Origin of the sequence: Streptomyces sp. NBC_01267 (genome assembly GCF_036241575.1) — a bacterium.
GTDB lineage: Bacteria > Actinomycetota > Actinomycetes > Streptomycetales > Streptomycetaceae > Streptomyces.
This window is the reverse complement of record NZ_CP108456.1, coordinates 82,697-95,754: the sequence shown is the minus strand read 5'-3', so window position 1 is coordinate 95,754 and position 13,058 is coordinate 82,697. Positions and strand designations below refer to the sequence as shown.

General features: G+C 68.7%; 12 protein-coding genes. 7 read left to right on the top strand and 5 right to left on the bottom strand.

All coding sequences use genetic code 11. The annotated features are described in order from the left end of the window. Nucleotides 1-35: 35 nt before the first annotated feature. The 3 genes from OG709_RS35345 to OG709_RS36150 form a co-directional block, all read right to left on the bottom strand. Nucleotides 36-1,214, bottom strand: coding sequence for a ParB/RepB/Spo0J family partition protein (locus OG709_RS35345; RefSeq protein ID WP_329169349.1), 1,179 nt, complete (start codon nucleotides 1,212-1,214; stop codon nucleotides 36-38). After that, nucleotides 1,214-1,876, bottom strand: a complete 663-nt coding sequence (locus OG709_RS35340; protein WP_326695815.1) for a ParA family protein — start codon at nucleotides 1,874-1,876, stop codon at nucleotides 1,214-1,216. Before OG709_RS35340 ends, OG709_RS35345 begins: the two co-directional genes overlap by 1 nt. 271 nt (nucleotides 1,877-2,147) lie before the next feature. Continuing rightward, on the bottom strand, nucleotides 2,148-2,339 hold the full coding sequence (locus OG709_RS36150) for a hypothetical protein (protein ID WP_374211372.1): 192 nt from the start codon (nucleotides 2,337-2,339) through the stop codon (nucleotides 2,148-2,150). 956 nt (nucleotides 2,340-3,295) lie between these two features. Between OG709_RS36150 and OG709_RS35330 the strand changes: the two genes are divergently transcribed. Genes OG709_RS35330 through OG709_RS35320 form a run of 3 tightly spaced genes read left to right on the top strand, consistent with a single transcriptional unit; the run spans nucleotide 3,296 to nucleotide 6,236 of the window. Continuing rightward, complete coding sequence (locus OG709_RS35330; RefSeq protein WP_329169346.1) at nucleotides 3,296-4,390, top strand: bifunctional DNA primase/polymerase; 1,095 nt, start codon at nucleotides 3,296-3,298, stop codon at nucleotides 4,388-4,390. Next, a complete protein-coding gene (locus OG709_RS35325) occupies nucleotides 4,387-5,871 on the top strand; it encodes a DNA primase family protein (protein ID WP_250306169.1) in 1,485 nt (494 codons plus the stop codon). Before OG709_RS35330 ends, OG709_RS35325 begins: the two co-directional genes overlap by 4 nt. Further along, entirely contained in the window at nucleotides 5,868-6,236 is a 369-nt protein-coding gene (locus OG709_RS35320) for a DUF6009 family protein (protein WP_266646624.1), read from the top strand. The genes OG709_RS35325 and OG709_RS35320 overlap by 4 nt, the downstream gene beginning before the upstream one ends. A gap of 101 nt (nucleotides 6,237-6,337) precedes the next feature. Here OG709_RS35320 and OG709_RS35315 read toward each other — a convergent pair whose 3' ends face one another. Beyond that, complete coding sequence (locus OG709_RS35315; protein ID WP_266646622.1) at nucleotides 6,338-7,309, bottom strand: ScbA/BarX family gamma-butyrolactone biosynthesis protein; 972 nt, start codon at nucleotides 7,307-7,309, stop codon at nucleotides 6,338-6,340. A 495-nt stretch (nucleotides 7,310-7,804) separates the two neighbouring features. On the opposite strand from OG709_RS35315, the gene OG709_RS35310 reads away from it, so the two are divergent. Continuing rightward, the gene (locus tag OG709_RS35310) at nucleotides 7,805-9,055 is read left to right on the top strand and encodes a cytochrome P450 family protein (protein WP_329169344.1); all 1,251 of its coding nucleotides are present in this window, start codon (nucleotides 7,805-7,807) and stop codon (nucleotides 9,053-9,055) included. A 39-nt stretch (nucleotides 9,056-9,094) separates the two neighbouring features. Here the strand turns inward: OG709_RS35310 and OG709_RS35305 are convergent, their stop codons facing one another. Then, nucleotides 9,095-10,027: an NAD-dependent epimerase/dehydratase family protein gene (locus tag OG709_RS35305; RefSeq protein WP_250306163.1), complete on the bottom strand. Its 933-nt coding sequence runs from the start codon at nucleotides 10,025-10,027 to the stop codon at nucleotides 9,095-9,097. Nucleotides 10,028-10,177: 150 nt separating this feature from the next. Between OG709_RS35305 and OG709_RS35300 the strand changes: the two genes are divergently transcribed. The 3 genes from OG709_RS35300 to OG709_RS35290 all read left to right on the top strand — a co-directional run bounded on the left by OG709_RS35300 (nucleotide 10,178) and on the right by OG709_RS35290 (nucleotide 13,047). Beyond that, the gene (locus tag OG709_RS35300; protein WP_250306160.1) at nucleotides 10,178-10,876 is read left to right on the top strand and encodes a ScbR family autoregulator-binding transcription factor; all 699 of its coding nucleotides are present in this window, start codon (nucleotides 10,178-10,180) and stop codon (nucleotides 10,874-10,876) included. Between the two features lie 220 nt (nucleotides 10,877-11,096). After that, nucleotides 11,097-11,306, top strand: a complete 210-nt coding sequence (locus OG709_RS35295; RefSeq protein ID WP_266646618.1) for an acyl-CoA carboxylase subunit epsilon — start codon at nucleotides 11,097-11,099, stop codon at nucleotides 11,304-11,306. A 154-nt stretch (nucleotides 11,307-11,460) separates the two neighbouring features. After that, the gene (locus tag OG709_RS35290; RefSeq protein WP_266646617.1) at nucleotides 11,461-13,047 is read left to right on the top strand and encodes an acyl-CoA carboxylase subunit beta; all 1,587 of its coding nucleotides are present in this window, start codon (nucleotides 11,461-11,463) and stop codon (nucleotides 13,045-13,047) included. Nucleotides 13,048-13,058: the final 11 nt, after the last annotated feature.

Below are 13,058 nucleotides of genomic sequence, written 5' to 3'. Positions count from 1 at the left end.
CTCACGCTTGTCCGTGAGGGCCTCGCGGAGCCTGTCTACGCCTCCGCAGCAGCAGCGGCAGACAGGGCGTGGTCGCTCCCGATCCGGTCGAGCAGCAGTTCCGCGACAGCCGTGAGATCCGCCGGGGAGAAGATCCGGGCGAGAACATCGACGGCCTGGGCGGGCGACGCGACAAGCGGCAGCTCGCTCAGCGGGGCTTCCTCGTGCTGCTGAGCGGGCACTGCCGGAACGAGTTCCCCGGCAGCCTCCGGGCGCTGCGACCTGACGGCTCCGGCTGCGACGGGCGCTTGCGGCTCGTCCTGGTTTACCGCGGTAAACCGCTGGGCCTGGGACGGCTGCAGCGCCGATCGGTTTACCGCGGTAAACCGCTCCACCGGAGGCGCTTGCCGCTCCGGCTGGTTTACCGCGGTAAACCGCTCCGCCTGAGACGCCTGCGACCCCGGCTGGTTTACCGCGGTAAACCGCTCCGCCGGCTGCTCCGGTGTCCTGGCCTCGTCCGGCTTCTTGGCGGACCTCGGGGCGCGCGGTGCGCTCTGGACGGCCAGTCGGCGCTTCTGTTCGTCCTCCCAGGCGGCGAATTGCTCGGCAGCCGGCAGCCCGGCGAGCTCCCTGCCGATCCGGATCGCGATCTCGCCGGTGCTCACGAAGGCCTGGAGCTCGGGCGTGAGCTTGAGCAGCTTGCGCTGTTGGCTCACCCAGCCCTTCGTCTTTCCGTAGTGGTTCGCGACCCGGTCCGCTCCCCCGAGTTCGGCCACCATGATTTCGATACCGATGGCCCGCTCGATCGGGTCCAGATCCTCACGGTCGTTGTTCTCGGAGAGAACGGCATCGAGGAAGTCGGCCCGGCTGTTGGCCACGTCCTCGTTGTGGACGACGTTGAGTGTCGTGAGCCCGGCCGCGAGGGAGCCGCGGAAGCGGCGCTCGCCGTTGGCGATCACGTACGGCACTGCCCCGACGTGTTCCTCTTCCTCCGGCCAGAGCTTGAGGTAGCCGGGCCGGGAGACGACCACGGCGGGCTGAAGCTGGCGCTTCTTGAGCTTGAGGCCGAAATCCCTGAGGTCCTCGTCCGTACCGAAGTTGCGGCGGGGATTGAAGCGGGTCGGTACCAGCTTCTGCAGCGGAAGTGTCAGCAGCAGCGGGTCGCTCTTGCCCGGGACGTCGTCGACTTTCTGACCGGCGAGCGAGGCGAGGCTCGTCCTGCGTCCTGCGGCCATCACGCGCCACCTCCGTAACCGAGTTCGAGGGCCAGGCGGAAGAAGTCTTCGCGGGCCTCCATGGCGACCCGGTTCTTCGGGTACTGCGTGACGACGCGTCCTTCGACGGACGCCCGGGTGTGGACCTTGTACCGGCGGACGACGGCTTCCGCCCGGGGCCAACCCTGCGCATCGATGTACGCCTTGGTGTCGTCCAGGTCGGCGGTTCCGTCGCGTGGGTCCCAGTTGTTGATGACGACCTTGAAGGGGAGCCCGCTGGGCTCGATCACCTTCTTCACCGTGCGCGCGGTCGGGTCGAAGGCGAGGCCCTCCGGGGGAACCGGCACGATGACATCGTGCGCGTACTTCAGGGCTTCGAGGAGCAGGTTCTCGTCCTGGAGACTGCCCGGGGTGTCGATGAAGACGTGCTGGAGTCCGTTCCTGTTCGCCCTGAGCACGTCGGCGACGACGGCTCCCAGGTTGAGGGTCGTCGTGGTCTTCCCGACGCCGCCCTTCTGGTTGGCGATCACGTGGACCCGCGCACCTGTCTCCTGAAGGAGCGACAGGTTCTCCGGGGTCTCGTGCTCCTGGGAGAAGTCGAAAGGTAGATCGGTGATCCGATTCGCCCACCAGACAGTGGATGCCTGGGGGTCGATGGACACGACGTAGACGCTTGCCGGCATGTGATGCTCCGTTTGCTTCCCGTGGGTTCCGGTACTTCGGGCAGAGGGCATCATCGCAGATGAGCGTGGGTTGGTTTGCCCCGGACGCTCATGATTCGACCGGTGATTCGACCGTTCGGGGCCTGTGATGGGGGCTGGGCGCGGTTTACCGCGGTAAACCAGCGTCGGCGGGGAGGGCGGCAGGTCCCGTCGCGCTGAAGCTTGACGAGTCTCAACGAAGTCTGACGAGCGCCCAGGAACCTGATTCGAGAATCAACGAAGTCACTCGGTGTCAATCTTCCGGGTCCGCGGGGTCGGCTGTCCCGGCCTGCGCGGCGGCTGCCGCCTCCAGCAGGGACCAGCCGTCGATCTCCACCACCCGCCGTACCTCTGGCTGCCACCCGCGTGCCAACGCCACGTCGAGCAGAGCGCGGACGGCGCCGGGTTCGTGAAGGTTCAGGGAGGCACCCCGGACGTATCCCACGTCTCCGGAGCCCAGGGGAAAACCGCCCGGGACATACCGGCCAGGGCCCTCGGCGAAGACGATGCACAGTGGGCCGCTGGCGCCGGCCGGCTGTGGGTACAGCCTCAGGGTCTCGCAGCAGGACCGGCTGCCGTCCACCACGCTGTGGCTGTGGCGGAGCGTCCACAAGTACAGGCGCGCATCGGCAACCAGCCGACGGGGACTCCTGGAATGACGGGGCACGGAGCCGAGGGTACGCGGCCCGACCCGAACGTCCCTGGCGGTGAAGGAACTTCGATGTGACGAACAGGACGGCCGTCGACCTCGGTGAGATCGGCCGACCTTCGGCGAGACGGGACAGTGACGCTGGTTTACCGCGGTAAACCAGCGTCACCCCCCGGGGTCCGGTTTACCGCGGTAAACCAGCGTCACTCCGGGGGTCCGGTTTACCGCGGTAAACCGCGCGCTCCGCACTTGGGCATCGACGGCGGCCGGTGTCGCGGACGGGTCCAACTCCGCTGCAGAGTCGCTTGAGTCGCTGAGAGAGGGCCGGTGACGGCAGCTGACGGGTCCGCACGGTGGGGGAGCGACTGGCGGGAAGTGACCGGGGGAGTGCGGTAGAGCTTCGGTCGCTGGAGAGAAACCCCAGTTCAGCCCGGTTTTCACGGCAGGAAAGCGACTGAAGTGATCCAAGCTCCGGGTATATGGAGTCAGTAGTGGGTGAGTGAGTGTGCGTCATATATAGGGAACGTGAGTCGCTTCAGTCGCTTTGAAGGCGCGGTACTCGGTCTGAGCTGGACACATACCCGAGCTGTCGGCGCAGCGGCTCCCGGGGGTGGGTCGCTGGCCCGTTCTGCTCGGTAGCTGAGGTGTAGCAGGTCGCCGGATCTTTTGTTTTTCCATGACTCCTGGTTCGCGTGTGCCCGCTACTCTGTGCCAGTCGTTCGGTCGCTTCGGTCGCTCACAGGGGGAAGTGCATGGCTTCTGAGCTGTCCGTCCTCGACAGTGAATCGGGCCAACCCGCTTCCCGCGCGCCGGTGATCGCCCGCTGGTGCGCAAGTCGCGGATGGCCTGTTCACCCGCTGGCACCAGGACGCAAGACACCTGCGGGCAACTGTGATGCGTGCCGGGAGCCCGGACACACCTATCAGGGGTGTGCCTGCCTCGCCGCGGGACGCTGGTGCCATGGATTTCGCGCCGCCACCCTCGACTGCGCCAGGATCGAGCAGTGGTGGAGGGCGGCCCCCGGTGCAGGTGTCGGGATCGCCTGCGGTCCCGCGGACCTGGTGGTCGTCGACATCGACGCGCACGCACAGGAACTGCCCGACAGGGACCGGCTGTTACCCGGCATCAGGATCGCCGACGGGATCGATCTGACCGGCCTGGCCGACGGCTTCCACACCATCGGGATCCTGGCCGCGCTCAGGGGCGAGACCAGCCCCGCGGACGACGAGGGGACCCTGCGGGTACGCACCCCGTCCGGAGGTCTGCACGTCTGGTACCGGGCCCACCACGGCCAGAAGTGGCGGTGCTCGACCGGTTCGAGCACCGGGCGCGCGCTGGCCTGGCAGGTCGATGTACGGGCGCACGGCGGGTACATCGTCGCGCCGGGCACCGTGACCGAGGCCGGTGTCTACACCCCCGTGGGCCGCGCGCGTGAGCCCGCGCCGCTGCCCGGCTGGCTGGCCTGCGAACTCGAACGCACCGGGCACCTGCCTTCCCCGCGCCTGACCGCGCCCCGCCCCGTGCCGCCGCGCGCCCGGCAGGCCGTCATCGCCGCGGGCGGCGGCCGTTCGGCTGCGGGCCGGGTGCTGAGCGGGGCTCTCGCCGAGGTGGCCGGCTGCGCCGCCGTGGCGGAAGGGGCCGCGTTCTCCGAGAAGTTGAACCGTGCCGCGTACATCGCCGGGGGACTGGTGGCTGCCGGTCTCCTCGATGCGGAGGAGGCGGAGCGGTGCCTGTACACAGCGGCCGAGCATGCCCGCTGCGGGCAGGAGCGGCGGTACTCGGCCATCATCCGCTGCGGCCTGGGCGCCGGCCAGTTGCGTCCTCTCCGGCTGGAGGGACGGTCGTGATCACCGGCGACGACAACACGCTGTTCGACGCGCGGGCCGTCGCCGAGCAGATCCTGGTGCAGCCTGCTCCCGGCCCGCCCTGGCACGAGGGGCAGGCCACCGCCGAGGGGCTGCTGCCCGACACCCTCAGCGACCGCGGCAACGCCAAACTGTTCGTCAAGCTCTACTCCAACGACTACCGGCACGTCCCCGGGCTCGGCTGGTTCCGCTGGGACACCACCCGCTGGCAGATCGACGAGGACGACACCGTGGTGTGGGCGGCGGGCGACCTGGCGGAGTCCCTGGCCACCACGGACCCCCGTGGCGTGTTCACCACGGCGGCACTGCATCAGCACCGCCGCCGCGCTCTGAGTACCAGCGGCATGAACGCGATGCTCACGCAGGCCAGGTCCGCGCCCGGCATGGTGCTGAACGCGGCGCGCCTCGACTCGGATCCGTACGCGCTGTGCACCCCGGCCGGCATCGTCGACCTGCGCACCGGGACGATGCGCAGACCCTTGCCGGACAAGGACTTCCACTCCCGCTCCACCACCGCGGCGCCGCAGCTGATGCCCACGCCGCGCTGGGACCGGTTCCTGGCCGACACCTTCGGCGAGGGGCCCGAGGGCGCGGAGATGATCGGCTTCCTGCACCTGCTGCTCGGCTACTCCATCACCGGGGACGTCGGTGCGCAGGTGATGCCGTTCCTCTTCGGCTCCGGCAAGAACGGCAAGTCGGTTCTCCTGGACGTCCTGATCAAACTCATCGGCGACTACGCGGACGCGGCGCCCCCCGGATTCCTGATGGCCCGCCCGTACGAGGGGCACCCCACGGATCTCGCCGAACTGCACGGCCGCCGCGTCATCGTGTGCAGCGAGGTCAAGCCGGGGGACCGGTTCGACGAGGCGCGGGTGAAGCTGCTGACCGGTGGCGACCGGATCAAGGCCCGCCGTATGCGCCAGGACTTCTTCAGCTTCGAGCCGACCCATAAGCTCTGGTTACTGGGCAACCACCGCCCGGAAGTCGGCACCGGTGGTTTCGCGTTCTGGCGGCGCATACGCCTGATCCCGTTCGAGCGCATCGTCTCCGACCACCGGAAGATCGACAATCTGGCCGACCTCCTCGTCACCGAGGAGGGTCCCGGAATCCTCAACTGGCTGATCCAGGGCGCCCGTCGCTATCTGAGCGGGGGGAAGGACCTCACCGGACCTGAGCGCGTCCGCACCGCCACGACCGTATACGCGGAGACGGAAGACCACACTGGACGCTTTCTGAGCGAGTCGTGTCGCTTTGAGCCCGATCTCCGGGCAGAACAAGCCCGGCTCTACGCGGTGTACAGGGCGTGGTGCCAGAATGAGGGGAACCCGGCCATCTCGTCACGCGCCTTCGCGGCCCGGGTCCGCGAAATGGTGGGGCTGGCTTCGCCCAAGCAGATGATCCTGTCCAACCAGCGGAAGTACTACCCGGGCATCGGGCTGGTCGCCGACCAGGAGGCAACATGAGCGCTCTCATCGCAGAGAACGAGATCCTCCACGAAGCCGGTTTCGTGTGGCTGGAGGACACCCGGCACCTCGACTACGTACGCCAGAGCCTCGACCGTCTGCCGACGCGCCGCGGCAAACCGGCCTACCACCGCGACGGACGCATGGTCGGCTACGCACTCCTCGGGGCACAGGCCAAGCCGTCCCGCTCCTCCGGCACCTTTCGGCGCCGCGTGTTCTGGCTGCTGCCGCACGACCGCGACACGGAACCCGCCGGTCTGTACTCAAGTGGGGCCCCCGCCGAGGCCGTTGACCCGCGCACCCTCGCTCCGGGCAGCAAGGGCCTCAAGACCGAACGCTCCGAAGGCGGACTGCCCCTGCGTTAGGACCGGTTCGTTCGGTCCGGTCGGTCCGGTCGATTCCGGTCCGATCAGGCCCGGCTCGCGACGGGCAGAGGTGCTGCCCGGTTCGGGGGTGGGGCCCGCGCTCAGAGGTTGAGCGAGCAGGCCAGCAGTGAACGGAACACCTCGTTGCCGCTCTGTCTGCCGACGACGCTGATACTCATGGTGTCGGACTCGTCCGCGGGCACGACCGTGGCCTCGATCCAGCAGGGCGCGTCGAACTCGGCGTACTGGTGGAAGGACGTGGTCACCGACTCGGCGATCATCCCGGTGGGTGCGATCAGCCCGCACGCCGCCTGCCGCGCCGCCTCCACGAGGACCATGCCGGGGATGTGGTCGCCACTGTGGTCGAACAGGATCGGGTGGAGCGGATCCGGGTTCAGGAGCCAGCGGCCCGGGGTGGCGGTGGGGGAGAGCACCACGTCGGCGGCGCGGGCCCGCCCCACACTGGCCGGGTGTGCGGGGGCAGGACGGGGGCCTGTCGGCTCCGGACCGGCCCCACCGCGCAGTCGGCGGTACGTCCCGGGGGAGATGCAGGTGAACCGGCCGCCGCCGACGGCGACGGTACGGGAGTCGCTCTCCAGCGTCACTTCCATGCTGAACTCCGCCAGCCGGCTGCCCTTCCACCGCAGGTCGGTGCAGACCGCGGTGATGGTCAGGTCGGTGGGGCTGCAGCCGATGGCCATGTGCGCCGGATACGCGGTGAAGTACTGCTCCCACATCAGGAAGCTGTGGCCGAGCGGCACTCCGAATTCCGAGTGGGCGAGCAGCAGCCCCACCTGACGGATCGTTTCGGCAGCCTGCATCGGGTCATGGAGCGTTCCATCGAGGCTGGTGAAGAAGGGGTGGGCACGGGGCCACTGCCCGGCGAGAAGGAAGCAGGTGTCGTCGAGCTTCTCGCAGTGGGTGAGGAACACCTCGGCGTGCGAGGCGCGGTGCACGTACTCCCGCGGAACTGTGGTGGTCAGGCGGGGGAGTTCGTAAGCCTTGACCGGGACGGTGCCGACTGCGGTCTCCCGGGCTGTGCCGGGCATCTCCGCGTGCGTTAGCAGAGTCATTACACGTCTCCTCAAGAGGCCGAGTGATGAAGAGGTGAGCCGAGCTGTGACGCCGTGCCCTCCATAAGATACGTACCCACCGGTTTGATTTTCAAGGCGATTCGACGGTCGGATGCGGCCGATTCGCACAAGCGTGGCAGAGGGAACGGTCGGGGGTGCCGACGTTCCGACGGAGGGGAGGGCGCTCCAGGAGGCCGCCGTCCAGACGATCGCGTTCCGCTTTACGGTGCGATTCCTTCCGGATCTTCGCTTCAATATGCCTGATTCTGAAGCCATTTGCCCCTCAATGGCTCCGGCGCATGCGCGCGCGCCCCGGAGGGGTCGGGCGGTGCGGATGTGAACGTGGGTGATCGTTCATCGAGAATGACTTGAGAAAACCGGGTACGCGGTTTTATTATCCGATACGCGTCTACCGGGTAACAGGACGTGATCAGCACGGTCGGCCAGTTCTTGCTCCGCCAGGTTTTTTGAGTCCACGACACTCTGGAGACTCCGATGCTTCGTCAACAGTGCCCCTACGCCATCGATCCGGCCGGTCAGGACATCCACGGTGAGGCACGGGCTCTCCGGGCACGGGGAGCGGTGACGACGGTGCTGCTGCCGGGCGGCGTCCCGGCCTGGGTCGTCACGGACCAGACCCTCGTCAAGAAGCTCCTCGTCGACCCGCGGATCTCCAAGGACGCCTACCAGCACTGGACCGCGTGGCAGAAGGGCGAGACGGCGGAGACCTGGCCGCTCGCGATCTGGGTCTCGGTGCAGAACATGGTCACGGCGTACGGGGACGAGCACCGACGGCTGCGCCGCCTGGTCGCCAGCGCCTTCACGGCACGGCGCGTCGAGATGATGCGGCCGAGGATCGAGGAGATCACGGCACGGACGCTCGACAGCATCGGCGAGCTGCCACCGACCCGGCCGTGGGACGTGCGCGAGAACTTCGCCCAGGTGATCCAGACCCAGGTGCAGCTCGACCTGTTCGGCATCCCCGAGGAGTCCGCGGAGCCCCTGCGCCGTATCACCGACGGCTTCTTCAAGACGGAGATGTCGCTGGAGGAGGCGCAGCAGAACCAGCTGGACATGTACACCACCATGGCCGAGCTGATCGACTTCAGGCGGCGCCACCCGGCGGACGACGTGACGAGCGCGTTGATCGCGGCGCGGGACGATGTCGACGGTGCCCGGCTCAGTGAGAAGGAACTGATCGACAATCTCATCCTGTTGTTCACGGCGGGGTTCGAGCCCACCGTCAACCTCATCGGCAACGCCGTCTCCTCTCTCCTGCACCACCCCGAACAGCTCGCACACATCAGGGAGGGCCGGGCCGGGTGGGCGGACGCCGTGGAGGAGACCCTCCGGGTGGAGGCCCCCGGCGCCAATCTGATCCTGCGCTACGCGGTGGAGGACGTGGCCGTCGGCGACGTGGTGATCCCTCAGGGCGACGCGATCATGATTTCGTACGCCGGTGCGGGACGGGACACCGCTGTGCACGGAACCGATGCCGACCGCTTCGACGTCCTGCGGCCCACCCGCCGGGAGAACATCTCCTTCGGACACGGCGCGCACTACTGCATCGGGGCGCCGCTGGCCCGCCTGGAGGCGGAGATCGCGCTGCGCGAGCTGTTCGCACGGTTCCCGGACCTGACGATCGCTGCGCCGGATGAACCACTGCGGCCGATCCCGTCGTTCATCGCCAACGGCCTGCGGGAGCTGCCCGTCCTGGCCATGGCGCGGGCCGAACTCGCCGTGTGACCCGGCGTCTGCCCGGACCGGTGCGACCCGGCGCAGCGGTCAGGGGCGCCCCAGGAACTCCCGGTACCAGGGCGCCTGGTCCGGAAGATCTTCCAGGAAGCCCCGCCCCGGGTCACAGCCGAGGCGGTCCCACAGTCCCTCGTCCGCGAACCAGTGGTCCGTGCTCAGCATCGCGAGGTGATGCAGGCCCACCGGGGAGTCCGCCAAGCGGGCCCGCGCCTCGGCGAGGTCGAGCAACGGGCCCTGCGGCAGGCCCACTTGATCCGCCACAGCGGCGGTCAGCTGCGCCCCGGACACCGGGTCCGGGTGGCTGACGTGGTGCGCGCCGGCCAGATCGTCCGCGGTGAGTGCGGCGGCCACGGCTGCCGCGGCCAGTGCGGTGACCGGGACGAGCGACTGAAGGCCGGCGCCCGCCACGTTTCCGCGCAGGGCGCGCAGGAGTTGCACCGTGCCGGGGATCATCCAGCGGTCCCCCTGCCCGTGGACGAGGTGGGGGCGCAGCACCGTGCCCCCTGATTCCAGGACGTGCCGCTCGGCTGCCGCGCGGGTGCGACTGGTGGGGGAGAGGGGAGCGGGCGTCAGCTCGGCCGCCCGTGCGGCGCGGAAGGTGCCCCTGCCGTACACGGAAGCCGTACTGACGTAGACGATGCGGCGCACGCCACAGCGGACGGCCTCGTCCACCAGGGCCCGGGTGCCCAGGTCGTTGACCCGGTGCAGTTCCTCCTCGGAACCCGTGATGGCGGACGCGCAGTGAATCAGTGCGTCGACGTCCGCGCAGAGGCCGTGCAGCGTCTCGGGCGCGTTGAGATCCGCATGGACGGTTTTCAGCCGGGGCTCACCAGGAGCGGGGGAGCGCCTCTGACGGCGCGCCAGACGCAGCTCCACCTGGGGGTGCCGCGCGGCGGCACGGACGGTGTGCCCACCGACAAAGCCGCTGCTCCCGACGATGAGCAACCGTGTCGCCCTTGTCACACATCCCCCCGCGGAAAGCTTGCACGCTACAAGAACCAGGTCGGTGGCCAGTTGGTAAGATACGGACTACCTGGTTTTGTTTCTAGTGGTCCGGTGGAAAGAGGATCTCTGAGGACTCTGCTCCAGGCACCGACGGCAGGAGGAGCGACTGTGGCACAGCAAGAGCGCGCGATCCGTACGCGCCGCGTCATCCTGGAGGCGGCGGCCTCCGTATTCGACGAATGCGGCTACGACGCGGCCACGGTCGGGGAAATCCTCGCGCGCGCCAAGGTGACCAAGGGGGCCCTGTACTTCCACTTCCCCTCCAAGCAGGCGCTCGCGCAGGGCGTCCTGGAGGAGCAGATGCACATCAGCGCCGTGCCGCCCCGGCCCTGCAAACTGCAGGAGCTGGTCGACACCGCGCTCGCGCTCGCCCACCGGATGCGCCGGGACCCGCTGGTGAGCGCGGGAGCGCGACTGTCCCTGGGGCAGGAGGCGCTCACCCTCTTCGACGGGGGCGCGATCCCGTTGTGGATCCATGCCACCCAGCAGATCATCGAAGAGGCCAAGAAGCAGGGCGAGTTGCTGCCGCACGTGGACCCTGTCGAGACGACCTGGATCATTTCCGCCGCGTGGACCGGCGTCCAGGTCTACTCCCACGCCCTCAGCAACCGGGCCGATCTCGAAACGCGGGTCGTCTCCCTCCTCCAGCACCTGCTGCCCAGCGTCGCGGTGCCCGCCGTGCTGGCCACGCTGGAGATCAGTACGGACCGTGGGGCCCGGGTCATCGCCGAACTGGGCGAACTCGACGCCGACCGCATGGAGGAGCCGCTGGAAGAGGCGGCCGAGATGACCGCAGCCGGCCGTTAGGGCCTTTCGTCTGGATCAGGCCCCCCGCGAGCCCGGCGTGATCCGAACGAAGGGCCCGAGGGCGACCGGGTCCACCTCGCGCGACAGGCCGCTGTCGAAGCTCCGCGACCCGAGGGGAAGCGCGGAGCTTCTCCCTTTGCACTTCAAGGCCTTCTCGACCCCGGTGCGAGCAGTCCTTGAGCGCTCCGCCCGACCGTGGCAGGGAGGCTAGGAGGATGCCGTGAGCAGTGTCGAGGGCACCGAAACTGTCGTCCGCGTGGAGTCGGGGGTGGCCAGTGACGAGGAACTCGCCGCCCTGGTCGCGCTCTTCACGCTTCTTTCGCGCAGCAGGGAGCAGGAGCAGGAGAACGCCGGGGCGGCACAGGACCCGGCGAGCTGGCCGCACAGGGACCGCAGTGCCGCCTTCCAGGCGCCGCACAGCTGGAGATAGCCGGCACCTCTGTTCGGCCATCGGTCAGGGTCCACTCCGGCCGATGGCCGAACGTATCTGCACCCCATATCTACAAACCGCGTGCGCGGTTTGTTAATCTGAGCGGGTGGCCAGGACTCACCGCATCCGCGTCGACGAAAGGACGGGAATTGCCATGGCGATGGATTCCCTCTCGGGCGGAGCAGGACCGACCGAAGTACGCGGCCGGGTGGCCGAGTTGCACGAGATCCGGGCCCGGGCCCTCGCCGGTCCCAGCGAGAAGGCGACCGAGGCGCAGCGCGCCAAGGGCAAGCTGACGGCGCGTGAGCGGATCGGTCTGCTGCTCGACGAAGGGTCGTTCAGGGAGGTCGAGCAGCTGCGCAGGCACCGGGCGACGGGGTTCGGTCTGGAGGCGAAGAAGCCGTACACGGACGGTGTGATCACCGGGTGGGGCACGGTCGACGGCCGGACGGTCTTCGTCTATGCGCACGACTTCCGGATCTTCGGCGGCGCGCTGGGCGAGGCGCACGCCACGAAGATCCACAAGATCATGGACATGGCGATCTCGGCGGGTGCGCCGCTGGTGTCGCTGAACGACGGTGCGGGCGCCCGTATCCAGGAGGGTGTCTCGGCGCTCGCCGGGTACGGCGGCATCTTCCAGCGCAACACCAAGGCGTCCGGGGTCATCCCGCAGATCTCGGTGATGCTCGGCCCGTGCGCGGGCGGCGCCGCCTACAGTCCGGCGCTCACCGACTTCGTGTTCATGGTGCGGGAGTCCTCGCAGATGTTCATCACGGGTCCGGACGTGGTGAAGGCCGTCACCGGTGAGGAGATCAGCCACAACGGGCTCGGCGGCGCCGACGTGCACGCCGAGACCTCCGGCGTGGCGCACTTCGCGTACGACGACGAAGAGACCTGCATCGCCGAAGTCCGCTTCCTGCTCTCCTTGTTGCCCGCCAACAACCGCGAGAACCCGCCGGTGGTACGGAGCGACGACGCGCCCGACCGGCGTACCGACGCACTGCGCGACCTGGTGCCGCTCGACGGCAGCCGCCCGTACGACATGGTCGAGGTCATCGAGGAGCTCGTCGACGACGGCGAGTACCTGGAGGTCCACGAGCGGTGGGCCCGCAACATCATCTGCGCGCTCGCCCGGATGGACGGCCGTGCCGTGGGCATCGTGGCCAGTCAGCCGCAGGTCCTGGCCGGGGTACTGGACATCGAGGCGAGCGAAAAAGCCGCAGGTTTCGTGCAGATGTGCGACTCCTTCAACATCCCGATCGTCACCCTGATCGACGTTCCCGGGTTCCTGCCCGGGGTCGACCAGGAGCACAGCGGGATCATCCGGCACGGCGCCAAGCTCCTGTACGCGTACTGCAACGCGACCGTGCCGCGGATCTCGCTGGTGCTCCGGAAGGCGTACGGCGGTGCGTACATCGTCATGGACTCGCAGTCGATCGGCGCCGACCTCACGTATGCCTGGCCGGCCAACGAGATCGCGGTGATGGGCGCCGAGGGCGCGGCCAACGTCATCTTCCGCAGACAGATAGCCGCGGCCGACGAACCCGAGGTCATGCGGGCGCGCATGGTCAAGGAGTACAAGGCCGAGCTGATGCACCCCTACTACGCCGCGGAGCGCGGGCTGGTGGACGACGTCATCGACCCGGCCGAGACCCGCGAGGTGCTCATCGCCTCGCTCGCGATGCTGCGGACCAAGCACGCCGATCTGCCCTCGCGCAAGCACGGGAACCCGCCCCAGTGAGGCCCGGACGG